Below are 18,082 nucleotides of genomic sequence, written 5' to 3'. Positions count from 1 at the left end.
CAAAAGTATATGACAAAACAGATCAAGCACTCAAAAGAAAAATAAAATCATTAATGCTATTAGAAACCGTGGAGGCTATTCTTAGAACAGGACCAGGTAGCCATATATTTAGGATTGCGTGCAACCGGTCCGACGGGGTCCACCGGAGCAACAGGAGCGCCAGGCATTCCTCTTGGTCCAACCGGTCCGCGATTATATGTATCTAATATACCAGGATTGGGCGGTAATATGGTATCTGTATTTGATAAAGCATCCCTTAATGTAATTGGTACAATTACATTAAGGGGGCGCCTAGCATAAGAGATGTTGTTACTAGTACCGCGCTAAAAAGGCTATATGTAGGGAATTCAACGGGAGCGAGTGTTAGTGTTGTTGATGCACAAACTAATACAATTTTAACGACTATTACTGTTGGACGAGCTGGTCCGCTTGAGCTATTGGTAAACGATGCTACAAATACGCTCTATGTGACAAACTGGAGTCTGGGTAATGTTTCAGTAGTCAACACATTGATTAACGCGATTGTGAGTACTATTACGATTGGACCCAGAATAGAAGCTATAGCGCTAGACCCTACCGCTAACTTATTGTATGTTGCGGAAACTCAAAATCTTGGTAATGTAGCCGTTGTCAATTTAGCTTCTAATACCATTACTGCTATGATACCGGTTGGGAATATGGCCTCACCAGAAGCTCAATTAAATATTGCTGTAGTTCCGAGTATACAGAGAGCATTTGTGACTAATGTAAATAATCGTACTGTTTCTGTGGTTAGTACAGCTTCTAACTCGGTAACGGCTACTGTCACTGTTGGGACCTTCCCTACGGATCTCAGAGTGGGTGCCAACGGTAAAGTGTATGTATCTAATTTTGGGTCAGGAACTGTGAGCATCTTTGATTCAAGCACGCTAGCTCCAATAGCAACTGTAGCAGTAGGTGAGAATCCAAGAGGAATTAACATTGATCCTGCAACCGACATTGTTTATGTGTCCGTATCAACTGGAAATAATGTAGTTACAATTGACCCAAGTGCTAATAATCTTGTCAATTCTATACCTGGTAATACTCCATATCAAACTGCTGTTTTAAATGCAACTTTTTGATATTAAATAAAGCAAAGAAGTTTAGACGTATGATCTAGATTTCTTTGCTTATATAAGTTCTTTTCATATTAATAATGAATGCATATAATTTGAATGTTTAATGAATCGGTAGATTTATTAAATTCAAGAGTAATAAACTAAACTGTTTAATCAGAGTGTTTTTTGAAAGGGAAGAGCGTGCATTAAAGTGGACCCCATATGTTCTAGATTTTGAGTGGAAGGATGATTTTTCAGCAGCACGTAATTTTGTTTTTCAACAGGCAACAAAGGAATATATTTTTTGGCTAGATGCAGATAATCCCGAAAATAAAGGCTGTTCAAAACAGAAATGAACTGCGAACGGTTAGTCATTCAAGCATCCTATCCGCTACACCGCAAGATGCGTGACTTGCGACTTTAGCCGTGATAGTGTCAATATGTCACCTTTTGAAAAAGGCAAGCATATATTAGAGCATGGAACTATCCCTCCGTTGTTTCATATTCATTCCTTATCATATTGAGAGCACCTACTAGCGTGGGTGCTCTTTTTGATTTGTTAAAATTCCATTTTATATAGTCTAAATGAAGAAAAGGGCTGAAAATAGTATTTCAAGCAATACTTATTACACCTATTAGTATAAGAAAATTCTAGGCAAGAAGCCTTGTTTTATTGTATAGATGCTTTGAAAAAGAATTTCATTTAGTTCTTTGATGTTATAAAATCAGATAATTAAAGACATTAATTATCTGAAGATTGCGGACTTTATAAAGAGATATTAAAATAGGTCGTTATTAGTTGCAGTCTGTTCTTAACTGGAATTTATTTATTATGTTTTATTTTGATATGTATCAATGAATGATCAAGGACCGAACAAGTCTCAAAGGGTTAGCATTTAAAATGATAATCGACAAAAAAACCGAAAAAATACTTATTATAGTGATAATTCGATTTTTTATTTAGGAAAGTGGGTATGCAACACTTGTCACTATACATGATTTTAACAACAAGTGTTGCAATGTATATGTATGTTATATACAGAAATTAAGAAATATGAATGGGGCGGATTAAATGTTATATATGATTTAAAACTTCCGTCTGTACTAAAAGGAGAAGTTTCTTCTTCTAACAATCAAGTTGGTTTTGATACTTTACAAAATACAACAGATACAACAAAAATTATAAAACTTCCAATTAAAGCTGTTAGAAAAAAAGAATTCAAGGTTATACCTATCAAGACATTGATTTTTGAAAATGGCTCAACATATAGCAAAGAAGGTATTACATCTCTCCCTAGTATAAATGAAACTTTTAATGCAGTTTTAAAACAAAATTATAAAACTTCCAATGTAGAAACAACTTATAATAATCAATATTATGAAAACGAAATTCCAATATCAGTACCTCCGCATTCAAAAACAGAAGTTACATGTTTTATTAAAGAAGTTCAGTTTGATACTAAAATTCATTCTTATATTACATTAGATGGAGTGATTGGCTTTACTTATCACGTTTTAGACAATGATTATGAAGGATATTCTAGTATTTCTATTCGTGAACTTGTAGAAAACTTAAATTTAAATCAGTTCTCAATCTCAGATGAAAATAGTACGGTTGTATATGAAGGCGTATCGCGGTACCAAGGAATTATAGGGTTAAGCTTAAATATGAATGTTAAAAATATATCATTAAATGATCCGGATATTCATCATCAATATACAAAAATTTTATCAGAAGATGTTGAAATTAGTATTTCTCCTGTTGGGGGGAATATTGCATTGATTTTAAATCAAATCCTATATTAACAAGCGAAGAACAGAGTATAATTAACTATACACAGGATATCTTATTTAATGGGAAAATCCCAAAACATTATTCAGGTTCTGGTCAACAAGATGATACCTTATTTGGAGTGGGGAAATTTGAATATGGAGAAAAAGTTACTACGTTAAAATCTTTGGATAATATTGAAAGAGTTTCAGAGCCGAAAACATCTGCAATTAATAGTCTTTCAAATCCAGCAGATTTTGAGATTGTTAGAAAAACACGTAGTGAAACAATTAGCGCAAAAGAAACAATTACTACTACAGCTACAACTAAAAGATTTTTGGAAATAGGAGGGAGTACGGAAGTAACAGGAAAAGCAAACCTACCACTTATTGCAGAGGCAGCTGTAAAGGTTACGGCCAGTATAAAAGGTGGTTGGAATTGGGAAAATGTGAATACACGTGCAAAAGAAGAGTCGTATAGTCTTACAATTCCATCTCAGGATATAAAAATACCTCCACATACTCGATGGACTTTTGAATATCTGTTAACTCAGTATCATGCAACTGGTAAGTTTGCTGCTTGGGAAATACAAAGTAATACACCATTGTCAACTGAAGAAATTTAGTAAAGTGAATTAAAAATTTCCCATTAATTCAAAATAGTTTAACTTATAGAAGATTAGGAGTTTATTTGGGAATTGGTAGACATATTCCAGGTTTGTTCTTGGGAGAACAAACTATAGAAACACAATTTCAACATGACGGATTTGTTTTATTGGATGCAGAAGAAATATTAAAGGCATTAAGAATTGATGATGAGAATCAAAAAGTATATGTACTTGGTGAAGAATCTCCTTTTTCATCTGTTACAGGACATGAATTCACCCCACATGAACATTTTGAGCCATATAGGTCATAAAATGTATAAATAAAAAATTACTATTATTTCTTATTTAATGATTAATTAAGAGCCTTCAAGGGCTCTTTTTGTTTGTGTGCCAGTTATGGTAACTATCTATGCGGTGAAAGTCAAGTCCGCTATGGGGTATCCATTAACCAGCAACTAAGGAAGCACAAGAGATTTTTTGTGATGGAGGACATATCCATCAAGCTAAGGGTATCCAGAGGGTATATGTGAGTGTATTTTTTGGGGATTTCTACGGCTACATTAAAAATGTGCATAACAAATAAACCTATCAAAAAGATGTTTTGAAAAATATTATGCAACTTTGAAACTCTGTGACAACGTACGATCATACATAACGCCTAGGATATCAAAGGCTGTTTTCTTTTCGTAACGGTGAGATTCCCGTCCGTTTTTCTCTAAAAGATAAAATAAACGCAGAAAAACTTTTAATAATTCTTGGATGTCCTTTTTAATCCATGGTAAACCAGTAGATAATAATTCTTTATCATATAAATGGATTTGTACTCACTTAACTCTTTCTTTTTCTTATCTTAGAGTAATTGAAGCATTTTAAATATCGTCGATGAACAGAGTAAAATGCTAATAAGTTGACCATATAAATGACATTCTAAGCGTTCTTTCTTGATTTCTTTGCACTTGTGAATTTGAAAGAAAGATTTCCATATTTTGAACAAAATTTCAATTTGCCAGCGTAATGAATACAAGTCATGGAAATGTTCCATTGGAACATTTTCTGCAGAAAGATTTGTAATATACACGTTGATTCAACTCAATCGTTTACTTCGTTCTTTGTAGGTAATACCTTTCTTTTTTGGCTTGTTCCTTCAACCTTTTCTCTGTTTGTTCCTTTGTTAATCGATGAATAATAACACGAGCTGGTAACTTTTGATACTGTCCAATGTACGCTTCTAAAATTTCCAATGTTTGACCAGGGGACAATTGATTCATGGGTTCTTCCATATCTAATTGAATATAGAGTGTTCCTTTCTTCACGGTCCCGTTTTGAAAATACCCTGGCTCATCATTCTTACGATAGATTCGAGAATTTAATTTCAAACGTGAGACATAGTAAGCGCCTTTATCATGAATCTCATGTAAGTCAAAATAGCCTAATTCTCTTATATACAAGTCTTTTGGTTGAATGGTTTTTAGGCTTGTTGAACCAAAGGTTTTATCATTTTCTCTTCCTTTTCCTACATAAACGTACAAGAACTTCCCACTCAATAAGTTATACTCCAATTGAATTTTGACTCCTGCCGTATGGCTACTTCCACCTGGACCTTGATAATGTGAAGAAAACTGATTTGGAAGCTGAAATGTTGTAGAATCTAGAATCCGAATATGCTTAAAGATTGTGGCATATTGATGAATTATTTTTTGTGTTGAATGGATTCTTTGGGTTAGAAGGTTAGATAGAACTTGTTCAAGAAACTTTACTGCGGAAGCATTAAATCGTTGGTTAAGTCCTTCAGGACCTATAAGAACATCTGTAGATACTTCAAGACAGCTACATAATTGCGTGAGAGATGTACTTGCAACCTGTTGACTAAACCATACACATAAAGCAACTAACTCCTGTGCTTGATATTTACTCTTTCGCTGAACGAATCCTTTTTCTTTGGCTAAGTGTTCTAGAACATGAGAAGACATATGTCGTTGTAATTCTTCGGCAATCGGTTGAAGTTCATCAAGAATCGAAAGATTCATAAAGAAACGCCAACCTTTCTGATAATTCTACAGAAAGGATAACTCCATTTTTGCTGTATGGGTAGTGTAAAACCATAGCCTGATAGAGGTGGGGCGGCCCTCTATAAACAGTTAATCTTCATTTCAAATTTACACTTTACAATAAATTAGTTTTTTCTATATCTATTAAAAAGAATATAATATTTAATATTTGAATTTAAGCTACTATTATTAACCTAATGAGTAGTTTTTTGTACTAAAAAATGAATGAAATAAAAAGAGGGAGTAGTACAAATGAAGAAAATCGGGATTTACCTTGAAGTACCAGAGAATAATTACAATTTAGATATAGAAAGCATATTAATAGTAAATGCAGTTTAATGGTAGTAATTATTGACTGTTATGAGATAGCAATTTTCGTGAAAAATATAAAGGATTTTCCAAATATACAACAGGAGATTTTGTCACAAGGATATGAGAATTTTCGATTTATAGATAAATTTGCAAACTGGCGTTTCTCCTGATTAACCTATGTGGATATAATGGTTACTTTGTAAAGAAAAGGTGGATACTCTGAACTATTTTGAACATAGTATCCACTAATCATTGTAGTATGTTTAAGTTATAAACGATTAGACTTTATTTCAAATACACAAATTTACTATTTGGGAATAAAGTTTGATCGGAAATGTGCTACGAGCGTTGATTTTTGTACTAACTTGTAACAAAATACTCATTTTCTCGTTTGGGGGTATTTGCATTTCATAGCTTGATGCGATGGGGCCGGAGGAAGTAAAGAAGAAACTCATGGAACGGTGAACAGAAATTTGGGTATGAAAGACCCTATAAAGAAATGAGGCCCCCTAACAAGTCAAGAGTTAAATTAGGCGGGTAAAAGAGGAAAGAATGTTTACCTCTAAAAAGATATTGTGGTGGTACAGTAGTACAGTCAGTGGAAGCCACAGTAATAAAACAAATTATGAAGTGCCGAACGATTTGTAATGTTTTAATGCCCCACATTTTTAAGTAACGCACTTTGAATGCGTTAAGGTTAAAAGCTTATGAGAAAGGATAACCAAAACGGAAATGAGCACTTACTACGTGAGGGGGAACATATATTGAGTATTCATTTACTGAAAGCCAGTTATATGAAGTATTTTTCTTGTATTGGTTCTACATGTGAAGATACATGTTGTAAAGGTTGGACAATTAATGTAGATCAAAATAGATATAATTTTTATGAAAATGAAATAAAAGCGTTAATACATATGGAACTCTTCAATTAATTAAAGAAGAACAATGTCCTTTTTTAACAAAAGATTATCTTTGTAAAATTCATAATCATTATGGACCAGAACGACTATGTTCTACTTGTCAAACTTATCCTCGTATGGGAAAACAAATTAATCAAAAGTATTATCAAACAGGACAATTATCTTGCCCTGAATTAACACGATTAATATTATTATCCCCAATAATACCCAAATGGATAAATGAGAAAGAAAATAAATTATTTTTTACTCAACAACATATAAAAAAATGATAAATATATAAAAGAAGTACACAAAACATTAACAAAAATTATAAAAATGAAAGAATTTTCTTTGTCCAAAAGATTACAATTAATTGCTGTATTCATAGAAGAAGTTGGCTTACATTTGAAACAAGAAAGTTCTATAGATATTAAAAATGCAAAAAAAGTGGTAAAAACAATGGAGTATTATAATCCAAAATGTTTCTTAGAAATAAAAATCCCTTTGTTTGTAAAAAGCGTATTTGCTATGATTACTCAATTTAATACAAATTCTACTTCTCATAAAAAATTCAAGAATGTTTGAATCTTTTTCAAAAAGGTATAGCATTAAAAATAAGTCGAAATTTTTTTGATCAAGATTTAATGAATAAATATGAATGTATTCATAAAAAATATTATAAGCAATTTATTGTACGACATGAATATATATTGGGGGATTTTGAGAGAACATGGCATATAGATTCATCCTACAACCATCATGCATTGTGTTTATGAATATGGAATTTGATTTATTAAATTTCGAAAAATAAATCAGTATATATAGTGCCCTGAAAATTTGAAAGAAGGAAAACAAACAAAAAATAAATCCGCACGAAATACCGTTTTCGTGCGAAGTTTCTTTAAAACTTAAATTAAGTCTATTTCAAAGTTTAGGTATCTACTTGTCTCTCCTAACTTAACAATCGATTAACTTATCAACAAACCTAAATTCTCTATTTCTGTAACTAAAACACTCACTTTCTATTTTTTAGCATATTACCTATTGAAAAATCTCTTTGAATCGGTCGGTAACTTGTACTTCTACAGATATAAAATGTATTATCATTTGTCTATCAAGATATACACCAAATATATTGTAGTATATATAGTCAAAAAAATTATTGATTTATAGTGTTAGAATATAAAAACAAATGACTGATTTGTCCAATATCCAGACAAATCAGTCATTTGTTTTTATATATTAAAGATTTATAATTTAATAGAATTACATCTATTAAATAAGTTGATTTTCAGTCTAATTCTAATTTACATAGAATAGGTTATAAATTCCAGTGTTATATTCCAAAAAAATCAGAGCTTTTAACCTTGGGATCTACAGTTTGTATAGCTTTTATTACCGCTCGAATAACAGGTAATGATGGAGTATGTTCTGGATCATTACACAAGCGATAACATGTAGTGCGACTTATTCCAGATGCCTTTTGTAAAGCAGTTTGATTAATGCCCTTATAGGCTAACCATTGACCTATTCTTGTCTTTTTCTGTTGTTTCATATATATCCCTTCTTTTAATAAATAGTATTGTAATTGAATAACTTCCTTCGCAAAAATGTATTTAGCTTGAATTGTATTTCTGAAGGGGACTTTTATACATCTAGATAACTTCTTTTTTAGATAGACTTTCAAATATTCATTTTTTATAGATTGTATATTTAATCACACCTCCCTCAAAAATTATAATCCTCAATTATGCCAAAGATAACTTTCAAACAATAAACACGTAGATAGTTTAACTTTCATTTTAAAATATAGTCAATCTTTTAAAATAAAAGTTAAACTATCTACGAAATCATATATTAATAATCATTCAGCATTCTTACCAGATTCCCTTCTTGTGAAGTGTCAACAAAATGTATTCATCAATTAAGTGATTCACAATACAAAAAATGTTTAGCCTTTTCTTAGAGTTAAAATACAATATCAATTGACTACAACTATAATGTTAAAAAAATATATAAAATAAAAACACTATATTTTATATTTATCATTTTTAGCCAAGAAGACTCCTTCCTCAAGGAACATGAAGGGCCACGGCCCAGTGAGTAGGTGGGAGCTCAATTGTTCGACATATATATCTTATTATTGAATAATTTGTCATCATCATTTCACTACATACCGAATGTACGTTTGTTGTATAATGGAGATATATCGAAATGGGGGTGAAAGAAATGATGATCAATCGAGCATATAAATTTCGTATCTATCCAAATACAGCACAAGCAATTTTAATCAATAAAACCATTGGTTGTTCTCGTTTTGTATTCAATCATTTCCTATCCCTATGGGATAATACATACAAAGAAACAGGAAAAGGTTTGACATATGGTACATGCTCTGCCAAACTTCCTGCCATGAAGAAAGAGTTTGTTTGGCTCAAAGAAGTGGATAGTATTGCGATCCAATCGTCTGTTCGCAACCTTGCGGATGCGTATACACGCTTTTTCAAGAAACAAAACAGTGCCCCACGTTTCAAATTTAAAAAGAATCCTGTGCAATCTTACACCACAAAACAAACGAATGAAAACATTGCTGTTGTAGGAAACAAAATGAAATTGCCAAAACTAGGTCTTGTTCGATTTGCCAAAAGTCGTGAAGTGAATGGACGTATTATACATGCTACGGTCAGACGGAATCCTTCTGGCAGATACTTTGTCTCATTGTTAGTTGAAACAGAAGTGCAAAAACTTCCGAAAATACATTCTTCCATCGGAGTTGATGTAGGACTAAAAGATTTCGCCATTTTGTCAGATGGAACATCCTATAAAAATCCTAAGTTTTTCCGATCATTAGAAGAGAAGTTAGCAAAGGCGCAGCGAGTTCTTTCTAGAAGAACGAAAGGATCTTCTCGCTGGAATAAACAACGAATTAAGGTAGCTAGAATTCATGAATACATCACTAATGCTAGAAAAGATTACTTAGACAAAATCTCAACTGAAATCATCAAAAACCACGATGTGATTGGTATAGAGGATTTACAAGTATCGAATATGCTACAGAATCATAAGCTAGCAAAGGCGATTAGTGATGTATCATGGTCTCAGTTTCGAACAATGTTGGAATATAAAGCAAAATGGTACGGCAAACAAGTTATTGTTGTATCAAAAACATTTGCTTCCAGCCAATTATGTTCTTGTTGCGGCTATCAAAATAAAGACGTTAAAAATCTAAACTTACGTAAATGGGAGTGCCCTTCTTGTGGTACGCATCATGATAGGGATAGTAACGCAAGTCTCAATTTGAAAAATGAAGCGATAAGGCTTCTAACCGCAGGGACTGCGGAGATAGCCTAATAAATTAGAGTTCGATAGAACTCTTTACTTAGGAATCCCCCACTGCTAAACCAAGTGAGAGTGGGGGTAGTTCAAGATGCTGCCTATGATAAACGGACAATTTATGATATACTTTATTTTGCAAATCATACTACTGCCAGGTGTGGGAGGAGAATAGGTTGTTGTGTAAATGATGCTTGTTCTTATTACTTTTGATACCAGGTATCACTCTGGTAGTTGTTAGCTGCTACATCAGAGTGACAAGTAGTTCTCTTTATAAGTAATGTGATTTTGGGTTTGAAATATAGTTCCTCAGATGATTTCTAGTCTCCATAGAAAGCTTTTTGTTATGAGGAGAACAGATAATCTTTGATTGCGCAATATGCAGATTACTTAGCGGTCTTCCTTAAAAACTCTTAACATTAGTCACTGTTCCTCTTTAGGGAGGAATGTTAATTCTTCTATTTCATTAATATTAATGAAAAGAAAATGATTATCGTCAAGAAATGTAGCGATTTTCTCTTTTTCATTTAATTCTAAAAAAAATAAATTGTAGCGATTAAATGATTCAGTTTTAATTTTTAATTTGTAAATACAATCCTCAAACTTCAATTTTTGTAAAATATGCATCTTGCTCACATCCTCTCTATAATAATATATACATTTTCGTACGGAAACGGAACATCGCGGGATTCATAATAAATTTTAATATACAAGTGAAAAGTCATTGGAATATTTATCACTTTATAAACCTGTTTATTTTCGTTCAAACTTTATACAAAAAGCTTGAACTACCCCCGATTCAATTACAATTGATGAGACCAATAATTTGATTTATATTTGCAATCCTGATGTGACTACAAATTTAAATGTTTTTAATGGCGCGAAATGCATTGATTGGCACTATTCCTGTAGAGAATTTCCCCTTGAGGATAGACCTTTTTTAGCTTTAGCGATTTGGTCAAGAAAAACTGGAATACTTCATAGGGAGAAATATATGCATCAAGGATCACTGGTCGCTCTTTGACTCATCCAAATACAAATAGTAGCTAAATCTAATCCTGAAAACTTGCGATTTCACTTTATAAATTTCATCTCTTTTGCCAGTTCTCCCAAAAACTCAGGTGTGATATAACGCTTTAATTCTTCTGCAAATGGTTGTAGCTCCTTTTGAATCGAGAGGTTCATAAAAAAGCCTCCTTTCTCATTTGTATTATATGGAAGAATAACGATTGTTTGTACTTAGGGGTAGTGTAAATTTTTAAGTTGATGGGCAAGGGGTTATCATATCAAAATGAAAAATGTACGTGTAGACACATTTTAGATGCAAAATAATCGGTACCTTGTATGTTAAGGAACCGGTTATTAATGTCGCAAATTTTTTACTAAATCTATTTATAATGAACAGAACAATAATTAGAATTGATGCTTTCACCTTACTTAATCCAGCTGTAAGGTGTAATCCGAGCCAAATTAAAACTAAATTCTATATTATTAATTCCGCATGTAAATGGACCTTCCTTAAATACCAGCCCTAAACTAGAAAGCTAGGTGGTGGTATATTTCTTGTCCATTCTCAAGACAAATTCATTTATATTTTTATGGGTATTCCATGTTATAGTATTCCTTGAAAGTCCCTACTTGTTTCTTCAAAAGCTGTATCGTTTCCCCTAATCCCTGGTCTTACACCGGGGATTAGTCTCATTTAGCGAGGCAAATGTATTTGTATATTTCCTACATTACATCTATACTGTTATGTCCTTCTCTGTCTCATTATTTTCTGTTTTTCTTTTTACCTTCTTTTGTTTTCGTATTGTGGCAATTATGATAAAGTGTTTGTACATTAGTCAGTTCTAATCGTTTCGACCAATCCACACGAATCGGAATGATATAATCTCCACTACATCACCTGTTTTAATGATGTCCTTGCCTATGCATTGAACACATAGCCCGTGATTTCTACTCTAAACTCAGGCATAACTCTCCATCGTTTGGAGTTATAGAATGAAGTGAGTGTGTTTGTTTCATATGTATTTGTCATAGTGTCTGGCGCAATCCTGTCCCTTGCCTTGATGTTTTTCACAGTACTTGTTCCTCGTTAATGCCACATACATCGGTGAAGCTGAGACTACCCACTTACTACATAACTTTATAACTCTGAACGCCAGGAGCACAGGTCCTAAGGGAGTAAACACACAGATTATAATAAACACAACTGCAATCATCGTCGCTTCTCCTTTCTCATCGATTTCCTCTTCTTTTAACATTTTATGCACTGTTGGCCGTATATTAATGGATGTATACACCATACCGCGGATGCGGATATCCACAACATCTTCCCTCCCTCTTTATAATGTTGGATGTATCACTATTAATATATTGTGTAATCGAATTTGTCGTTTGTTTAGCTATAGGCTTAGATATTATTTTCCATTGACTGGATTTGTTCCATGTATCCCATACGTTTTGCCTTCTACTTCATATATGTTTAACTCCAACCCCCTTGCTCCTAGTTGGTTGTTAGGTGCTCCTCCTGCAATAGTCTCTTTGTAAAAAAGACGATTCTCTTCTTTATATACAACAGCTTGCCTTTTGCATAATACAATTTTTGTTCTGATCGTTTGATAATAATATAATGTACAGTTCTAGTTGATGCTTATACGGGGTGAATATATTGTATAAATTGTATGTTAATCTTTATAGATTTATTTTGTACGGTATCTTTTGATTGAAGAATTTGATCGAGGTATGTAACCTTGGATGCATGCTCTGCGACTTGTTATGTTAACATGAGCTTCTTTTGTTCGGCCGCTTATCTCGCTTGTTGTTCGTGTTTGAGTTGGGATGCAAGACCAATGAGTAGGGTTGGGGCTTGTAGTAAGACGGTAATCGTGTACGGTGCCATGTTTTCAAATTGTTTTGCTTGAGGAAGTTTGCATTTCATAGTGAGACGGTAAATATTTGGTTCATTGATGATTTTTTGTTTGCCGCTATTAGTAGGGACTAAAGTTTCGTTCCCGCCTTCCTGTTTACAATGATCTTTAAAGGCTTTGTGTGGATTCATATATCTTTGTAATTTCGCAACATCTGCCGATGGAAAATATTCTTTTCCATTCGAAATTAAAATCTCTAAATTATCGAGCATGTTATGTGAAAATGTTTGTATTTACGTCATTTCTTATTTCCTTTCTTTTTATAAAATGAATTTTTATTTCAGTACCCTTTTTAAATGCAAGCATCTGGTATAATAACAATTGGAATTTCTTAAGATTTCCTTCGTAAGGCGTTTACTTAGAGCACATCCATGAATGTGCTCTATTTATTTATAAAATTAATAATCAAATAAAAAGTTTGTTTTACATTTGCACATACACTAAAAACATACATATATTATTGTAGTCATCTTGTTTGTTATAAGTCTTGGTAATAGAGCGTCCTGGCACAGGCGCTCTATTATTTTTTACATATCTCTTCAGCAATTATGGCTATAAAATCTAGTACCTTTGGTACATTTCATACTCCTACTTCTCGAATACATAAATCACCTGGTCGTAAGGTAGCTAAACATTCTGTTCCAAATGTTTTATCATTATTTTTTCGGGTCCTACTTGAAAATTTAAAAACTGACCGCTATGTAAGTCATATTCTAATTGGATTTTTATACCCGCTGTTTGTGCGCAGCCACCTGATCCAGGATAGGTACTTGCTAAGTGCTTTGGTATTTGAAAAATCGTTGCATTTAAAATACGAATACGTTGAAAGTGAGTAAGCGCTTCACATGAAATGGCGAATTTTTCGAAAATCGAACTTTTCCATAATGCAGAAAAAAATTTTTGGAAAATTCAATAGCTTTTTTATCAAAGTGCTTAATGAGTCCTTCTGGCCTCATAGAAATTCCTGTGTTAACTTCTAACCGACAACATAAATTTATTTATAGTAAACTATTTGTTTTATTCTTTTTACATTAACTAGCGATTTCTTAAAAAATATCTTGTGCGCTATTTTTTGAGAATGATATACTTTTTTTACCGATTTATTAAATCTATGTGTCAGGACCATTGAATATATCTGTTATTTTAAAGTTTCCTCTTTTACACAATTTTAATATGCTCCTTCTTAAGTTGAAGGAGCATGCCAAAATTAAGGAGGAGTAATATACCAAATACAACTGTAGGTTGGAAATATGTTAATAATAACCCAGAAACAATTGGTCCCACAGCCATCCCCATGTACCTAATAAATTTAAACATTCCCATTGCGTTTTCTCTATTATGTTCAAATTCATTTGCAGTCATGGTAGTGAATAGGGGGGTGAGGATACCAATGGATATTCCGTGAAGAATCAAAGTAATTGATATACCAATTAAAGCATGCGAGTGTGTCGTAGTTTTTTCTCAATTTTCAAAAAGAGGACAATTTGTAGTACAGTGTTCTTTTTCTTAATTTCGATTGCTGATTATTGCAACTTATAGGGTGATGCTAATGGATTTCCTAGGATTTCTTTTATTAAAATTTTTTCCTTGCGTTCTTACTTTTTGTTTCGAAAATAATTAAGTGTATCCATTAAGGATAGTTGAATTGAAAATGTTGGACGCCATCCTAACTTAAGTATATTTAAAGGTTTTTCGACAATTACTTGATCAACAGCTTCATCGGATAGGGACTCAACCTTAAAGTCTATTGTAGTTAATGATTTATAAATTTGAATCAATTCCCTAAGAGAATGACTTTTTCCTGAAGAAATTCCATAGACTTTCCCTGCTACTCCTTTTTTCAGGAGGACCTCGTACCCACTAACAACATCTCTGACATCTATAAAATCAAGAGTAGAATTTAAGTTATTTACAACCATAATATGCTCTTTTGTATTCTTTTCCATTTGAGAAATTTTACTTGCAAGTATAGAATTTATACCATTAGAACAACCAGGTCCAATTATATTTGATGGGTTTACAATGACAATGTTCATATTATACAATTTTACCCATGCTTGTGAAACTAATAATTGAAGTGTTTTACTAAGACTATACGGATGAGAAAGATTGGATATATCGCTGAAGTCAGTTTGGAGAGAAGAACCTACAATTACAATTCTGCAGGCCGGATTTAGTTGTCGTGTAGCGTCAATTAAATAAATTGTTGACAATACATTAGCTTCTAAAGTTGTAATTGGATCTTTCCAGGAATCACCTACATGATTAACTCCTGCCAAATGTAAAAAGAAATCAGGCTTAACCTTTTCTATTAATTGATTAACTTCATTTTTATTTGTTAATTCACAATAATATGTTTGCACATCTTTGCATCTAATTAATGAACGATTTCTTGTTACAGCAATAACGGAATATCCACCTTCTGAAAAATGTTTACATGCATGTTCCCCGGTGAAACCACTGGCGCCAGTAATTAGCAACTTTGACCGCTGATTCATCATTTTACCCCCCAAATAATAATCATTAACTATTAATAAATTAATTTTTATTTTCACTAAAAATCCCAATTAATACTTACTGGATAAGCTTCGACCTAACTAACAAGTTTTTGATTTCCTCGTGGCTCATTAAGTCATCACGTGAACTGTAAGAAAATCTTCTTATTGCTTTACAACCCGAGTATAATTCTTTTAACCCCTCATTTTTTATCTCAGGAAGGACCACAAAATAATCCTGATTATACACAACAGTATTCTCTATTTCATTATCTGATAAAAGAACCTCATGCAATTTCTCACCTGGTCTTGCACCAGATTCAGTAATAATAACTTCTTTTTTTAAATGCTTTATTAAAACTTCAGCTAGATCAACTATTCTGCATGCAGGCATATTTATGACAAAAATTTCCCCGCCCACGCCATCAGTAGCAGCCTTTAACAGAAGTTTTATTGCTTCTTCCATGTTTAAAAAAAATCGCGTCATTCGTTTATCTGTAATTGTAACTTCTTTTTTATTATTTATTTGATCAATAAATAAATCGAGAACGCTTCCGTTTGTTCCGAGAACATTTCCACCTCTTACACAAACAAACTTTGTGTTTATGTTGAATTGGTTTGCATGTATAATTAATTTTTCTCCAATAGCTTTTGTAAATCCATAGAAGTTTGCGGGATCTGCCGCTTTATCTGTCGAAACATTAATAATTTTTTTAACCCTATTGAATATTGCTGCATCAATCACGTTTTTAGTACCGGTAATGTTTGTTTTTATTGCTTCTATAGGATGTTCTTCACACACTGGCACATGTTTTAAAGCAGCAAGGTGGAAAACATAGTCAACACCATTTAAAGCCTGAAATAAAGCTTCCCTGTCCCGTATATCTCCTATTCGAAAGCTTAAACATCGGTTTTCAATTTCTCTCCGCATCTGAACTTGCCTATCTTCATTACGGGAAAAAATGATTATTTTCTTTGGATCATGGGTTAATAATTGAAGAATAAGTTCTTTCCCCCATGAACCTGTCCCGCCTGTTATCAAAACAACTGAATCTTTAAACATCTTTTCATCCCCCTATTCTTTTTCATTAATTTTAATACCCTTAAAAATAGTCGACCAATAATCATTATTTCCGTTCCATTTTTCCACATTAGGAAGTTCAATTGCACACACTTTCTCTAATGGCCAATCATTCTCAACCAGATCAGGCGTATTAGTATGGTTTACAAGAAGAAGTGTAAAATCATTTATTACTAATTGTGTTAATACGGAATCAAGCTCAAGGACTTCTTCAAATTCTCCTTCTGTTCTGATAAACATAATACGCTTCCCGTTAGAAATCATATCCAGAAATCTTTGGACTCTTCTATCAAATTTAGCTTTCACTTCAGAATAAGTGGCCAAATTTGTAAATGAATTTTTGTCTGCCTTAAAATCATGACTTGATATAATTTGATAGGCAATATCCGTTACACAAAGATGCGGTTCTTTGCTGTCTACTCCAGTTGAATAGCCAGAAGGTACTAAATTTTGCAATTCCATATAACCCATAAATCGATTTTTCAATAGTCGGCTTACATTGGATAACGAAGGAGAAGACATCCAGTCCAAGGGTCCTGCCGTGGGTCTTAATTTGTTTTTTCTTAGTTGAAGAGCTGTGAGACATAAATCTCCCAAACTATATATAGCATCATAATTTCCTTTTATATCTTCTAATCTCATTAAATATAATCATCTCCTTTTATAAATTTAAGGCCCTTTATAAAAAGGAATCATTTCCATCCCCTTACATTATTAAATGTAAAAATAAAATAAATGAAAGGGCGATAATCTATATTCAAGAAAATGTACTTTTTACTAAAATGTATCAGTAATTTCTAAAGCTTTTTGAGTTCTACTGCAAAAAAACAATAAATGAAAAAGAATAATAGATTCCTAACAACTTTTTTATAAGTTCCGTTTAATCTTTTGATAAATATACTATTCCTAATTTTAGAAAACAGGAAAGATGTTCAAAGAAAGACAGAAGCGTAATGCAATATTATAATTTAACGAATTAATCTTCCTCAAGCGTGTGCAGGGTAATAATTCAACGGTAGATGGGAGATTAATTTCAGTTTATCTTAGCCAAAAAGCATTTGACTTTGCTGATCCTTTCATATCTGATTTAATCAGTCTTATAAAGCATAGAGGTTGGTATAACGGTGAAATTAGATAGTAATAATCATTTAGTATTTTTATTGTATTACTATCTTGTATTAGTTGTGAAATAAAGGAGAAATGTATTCGATGATGATATGTCTGACTATGCAAGAGACATGTTTGCAAGACCTTCTGAGAATTACAATATAACGTTAGTCGAGTGGAAACATGATGTTGACCACGTACATATCTTGTTCAAGGTACATCTGAATGCAGAAATAATAAAGTTTATTAATGCTTATAAAAGTACAATTTCTCGATTAATAAAGAAATAATTTCCACAAGTGAAAAAGAAACTTTTGAACGAAATGTTTTGGACAAGAAGTTTTTGTTTGCTTGCTACAGGTGGGGCAACAATAGACGTAGTAAAGAAATATATTGAAAATCAAGAAAAGTGAGGTGTAT

Annotated in this window: 18 protein-coding genes and 8 pseudogenes; 13 read left to right on the top strand and 13 right to left on the bottom strand. The window is 32.5% G+C overall.

Features of this window, described 5'->3' with window-relative positions:
• The first annotated feature begins 114 nt into the window (after positions 1 to 114).
• The 7 genes and pseudogenes from I6L50_RS33745 to I6L50_RS33715 all read left to right on the top strand — a co-directional run bounded on the left by I6L50_RS33745 (position 115) and on the right by I6L50_RS33715 (position 3,768).
• The gene (locus I6L50_RS33745) at positions 115 to 300 is read left to right on the top strand and encodes a hypothetical protein (RefSeq protein ID WP_219304341.1); all 186 of its coding nucleotides are present in this window, start codon (positions 115 to 117) and stop codon (positions 298 to 300) included.
• A pseudogene (locus I6L50_RS35940) lies at positions 279 to 434 on the top strand (hypothetical protein); the annotation flags it as partial. The gene I6L50_RS33745 and the pseudogene I6L50_RS35940, both read left to right, overlap by 22 nt.
• Before the next feature lie 75 nt (positions 435 to 509).
• The gene (locus I6L50_RS33735; RefSeq protein WP_219304339.1) at positions 510 to 1,103 is read left to right on the top strand and encodes a YncE family protein; all 594 of its coding nucleotides are present in this window, start codon (positions 510 to 512) and stop codon (positions 1,101 to 1,103) included.
• A 179-nt stretch (positions 1,104 to 1,282) separates the two neighbouring features.
• Positions 1,283 to 1,402, top strand: a pseudogene (locus I6L50_RS35485) (glycosyltransferase); the annotation flags it as partial.
• A gap of 706 nt (positions 1,403 to 2,108) precedes the next feature.
• Positions 2,109 to 2,885 (top strand): ETX/MTX2 family pore-forming toxin, encoded by a 777-nt coding sequence (locus tag I6L50_RS33725; RefSeq protein WP_219304337.1) that lies wholly within the window; start codon positions 2,109 to 2,111, stop codon positions 2,883 to 2,885.
• A gap of 107 nt (positions 2,886 to 2,992) precedes the next feature.
• Positions 2,993 to 3,475, top strand: coding sequence for an ETX/MTX2 family pore-forming toxin (locus I6L50_RS33720; protein WP_219304335.1), 483 nt, complete (start codon positions 2,993 to 2,995; stop codon positions 3,473 to 3,475).
• A 65-nt stretch (positions 3,476 to 3,540) separates the two neighbouring features.
• Complete coding sequence (locus I6L50_RS33715; RefSeq protein WP_219304333.1) at positions 3,541 to 3,768, top strand: hypothetical protein; 228 nt, start codon at positions 3,541 to 3,543, stop codon at positions 3,766 to 3,768.
• A gap of 300 nt (positions 3,769 to 4,068) precedes the next feature.
• Here I6L50_RS33715 and I6L50_RS33710 read toward each other — a convergent pair.
• Positions 4,069 to 5,484 (bottom strand): annotated as a pseudogene (locus I6L50_RS33710) (IS4 family transposase).
• Between the two features lie 338 nt (positions 5,485 to 5,822).
• On the opposite strand from I6L50_RS33710, the gene I6L50_RS35480 reads away from it, so the two are divergent.
• From I6L50_RS35480 to I6L50_RS33690, 4 genes are all read left to right on the top strand, one after another.
• Positions 5,823 to 5,987 carry a hypothetical protein gene (locus I6L50_RS35480; protein ID WP_374108464.1) on the top strand — a complete coding sequence of 55 codons (165 nt, stop codon included), beginning with the start codon at positions 5,823 to 5,825 and terminating at the stop codon, positions 5,985 to 5,987.
• A gap of 537 nt (positions 5,988 to 6,524) precedes the next feature.
• Positions 6,525 to 6,749 carry a hypothetical protein gene (locus tag I6L50_RS33700; protein ID WP_219304331.1) on the top strand — a complete coding sequence of 75 codons (225 nt, stop codon included), beginning with the start codon at positions 6,525 to 6,527 and terminating at the stop codon, positions 6,747 to 6,749.
• A complete protein-coding gene (fliB, locus tag I6L50_RS35935) occupies positions 6,749 to 7,006 on the top strand; it encodes a flagellin lysine-N-methylase (RefSeq protein WP_219304724.1) in 258 nt (85 codons plus the stop codon). Before I6L50_RS33700 ends, fliB begins: the two co-directional genes overlap by 1 nt.
• 46 nt (positions 7,007 to 7,052) lie before the next feature.
• Entirely contained in the window at positions 7,053 to 7,301 is a 249-nt protein-coding gene (locus I6L50_RS33690) for a hypothetical protein (RefSeq protein WP_219304329.1), read from the top strand.
• 751 nt (positions 7,302 to 8,052) lie between these two features.
• Here I6L50_RS33690 and I6L50_RS33685 read toward each other — a convergent pair.
• Positions 8,053 to 8,271, bottom strand: a complete 219-nt coding sequence (locus I6L50_RS33685) for a helix-turn-helix domain-containing protein (protein ID WP_219304327.1) — start codon at positions 8,269 to 8,271, stop codon at positions 8,053 to 8,055.
• 674 nt (positions 8,272 to 8,945) lie between these two features.
• Here I6L50_RS33685 and tnpB point away from each other — a divergent pair.
• Positions 8,946 to 10,067 (top strand): IS200/IS605 family element RNA-guided endonuclease TnpB, encoded by a 1,122-nt coding sequence (tnpB, locus tag I6L50_RS33680; protein ID WP_219304325.1) that lies wholly within the window; start codon positions 8,946 to 8,948, stop codon positions 10,065 to 10,067.
• A gap of 405 nt (positions 10,068 to 10,472) precedes the next feature.
• Here the strand turns inward: tnpB and I6L50_RS33675 are convergent, their stop codons facing one another.
• From I6L50_RS33675 to I6L50_RS33630, 11 genes and pseudogenes are all read right to left on the bottom strand, one after another.
• Positions 10,473 to 10,676: a hypothetical protein gene (locus I6L50_RS33675; protein WP_219304323.1), complete on the bottom strand. Its 204-nt coding sequence runs from the start codon at positions 10,674 to 10,676 to the stop codon at positions 10,473 to 10,475.
• Between the two features lie 375 nt (positions 10,677 to 11,051).
• A pseudogene (locus I6L50_RS33670) lies at positions 11,052 to 11,234 on the bottom strand (IS4 family transposase); the annotation flags it as partial.
• 199 nt (positions 11,235 to 11,433) lie between these two features.
• Positions 11,434 to 11,590, bottom strand: a pseudogene (locus I6L50_RS36080) (YknW family membrane protein); the annotation flags it as partial.
• Positions 11,591 to 11,819: 229 nt separating this feature from the next.
• Complete coding sequence (locus I6L50_RS35475) at positions 11,820 to 11,921, bottom strand: hypothetical protein (protein WP_257475492.1); 102 nt, start codon at positions 11,919 to 11,921, stop codon at positions 11,820 to 11,822.
• Between the two features lie 149 nt (positions 11,922 to 12,070).
• Complete coding sequence (locus I6L50_RS33660) at positions 12,071 to 12,376, bottom strand: hypothetical protein (RefSeq protein ID WP_219304321.1); 306 nt, start codon at positions 12,374 to 12,376, stop codon at positions 12,071 to 12,073.
• A gap of 383 nt (positions 12,377 to 12,759) precedes the next feature.
• Positions 12,760 to 13,191: pseudogene (locus I6L50_RS33655) on the bottom strand (BRO-N domain-containing protein); the annotation flags it as partial.
• Between the two features lie 374 nt (positions 13,192 to 13,565).
• A pseudogene (locus tag I6L50_RS33650) lies at positions 13,566 to 13,977 on the bottom strand (transposase); the annotation flags it as partial.
• Between the two features lie 160 nt (positions 13,978 to 14,137).
• Positions 14,138 to 14,341: a hypothetical protein gene (locus I6L50_RS33645; RefSeq protein ID WP_257475532.1), complete on the bottom strand. Its 204-nt coding sequence runs from the start codon at positions 14,339 to 14,341 to the stop codon at positions 14,138 to 14,140.
• Positions 14,342 to 14,574: 233 nt separating this feature from the next.
• Entirely contained in the window at positions 14,575 to 15,477 is a 903-nt protein-coding gene (locus I6L50_RS33640) for an NAD-dependent epimerase/dehydratase family protein (RefSeq protein ID WP_219304319.1), read from the bottom strand.
• A 76-nt stretch (positions 15,478 to 15,553) separates the two neighbouring features.
• Positions 15,554 to 16,537 carry a polysaccharide biosynthesis protein gene (locus tag I6L50_RS33635; RefSeq protein WP_219304317.1) on the bottom strand — a complete coding sequence of 328 codons (984 nt, stop codon included), beginning with the start codon at positions 16,535 to 16,537 and terminating at the stop codon, positions 15,554 to 15,556.
• Positions 16,538 to 16,549: 12 nt separating this feature from the next.
• Positions 16,550 to 17,197 carry a DUF1796 family putative cysteine peptidase gene (locus I6L50_RS33630; RefSeq protein ID WP_219304315.1) on the bottom strand — a complete coding sequence of 216 codons (648 nt, stop codon included), beginning with the start codon at positions 17,195 to 17,197 and terminating at the stop codon, positions 16,550 to 16,552.
• A 482-nt stretch (positions 17,198 to 17,679) separates the two neighbouring features.
• Here I6L50_RS33630 and tnpA point away from each other — a divergent pair.
• Positions 17,680 to 18,075: pseudogene (gene tnpA, locus I6L50_RS33625) on the top strand (IS200/IS605 family transposase).
• Positions 18,076 to 18,082: the final 7 nt, after the last annotated feature.

It is taken from the genome of Bacillus sp. FDAARGOS_1420, from assembly GCF_019344915.1.
In the GTDB taxonomy this organism is placed as follows: domain Bacteria; phylum Bacillota; class Bacilli; order Bacillales; family Bacillaceae_G; genus Bacillus_A; species Bacillus_A mycoides.
Note: the sequence above shows the minus strand (reverse complement) of the source record. Positions and strands in the feature narration are given on the sequence as shown.

Excerpts from the sequence above, each read along its gene's own strand:
- tnpB (WP_219304325.1), top strand. The coding sequence starts at position 8,946 with ATGATGATCAATCGAGCATATAAATTTCGTATCTATCCAAATACAGCA.
- I6L50_RS33725 (WP_219304337.1), top strand. The coding sequence starts at position 2,109 with ATGTTATATACAGAAATTAAGAAATATGAATGGGGCGGATTAAATGTT.
- I6L50_RS33700 (WP_219304331.1), top strand. The coding sequence starts at position 6,525 with ATGAGAAAGGATAACCAAAACGGAAATGAGCACTTACTACGTGAGGGG.
- I6L50_RS33685 (WP_219304327.1), bottom strand. The coding sequence starts at position 8,271 with ATGAAACAACAGAAAAAGACAAGAATAGGTCAATGGTTAGCCTATAAG.
- I6L50_RS33645 (WP_257475532.1), bottom strand. The coding sequence starts at position 14,341 with ATGACTGCAAATGAATTTGAACATAATAGAGAAAACGCAATGGGAATG.
- I6L50_RS33675 (WP_219304323.1), bottom strand. The coding sequence starts at position 10,676 with ATGCATATTTTACAAAAATTGAAGTTTGAGGATTGTATTTACAAATTA.
- I6L50_RS33630 (WP_219304315.1), bottom strand. The coding sequence starts at position 17,197 with ATGAGATTAGAAGATATAAAAGGAAATTATGATGCTATATATAGTTTG.
- I6L50_RS33635 (WP_219304317.1), bottom strand. The coding sequence starts at position 16,537 with ATGTTTAAAGATTCAGTTGTTTTGATAACAGGCGGGACAGGTTCATGG.
- I6L50_RS33690 (WP_219304329.1), top strand. The coding sequence starts at position 7,053 with ATGAAAGAATTTTCTTTGTCCAAAAGATTACAATTAATTGCTGTATTC.
- I6L50_RS33640 (WP_219304319.1), bottom strand. The coding sequence starts at position 15,477 with ATGAATCAGCGGTCAAAGTTGCTAATTACTGGCGCCAGTGGTTTCACC.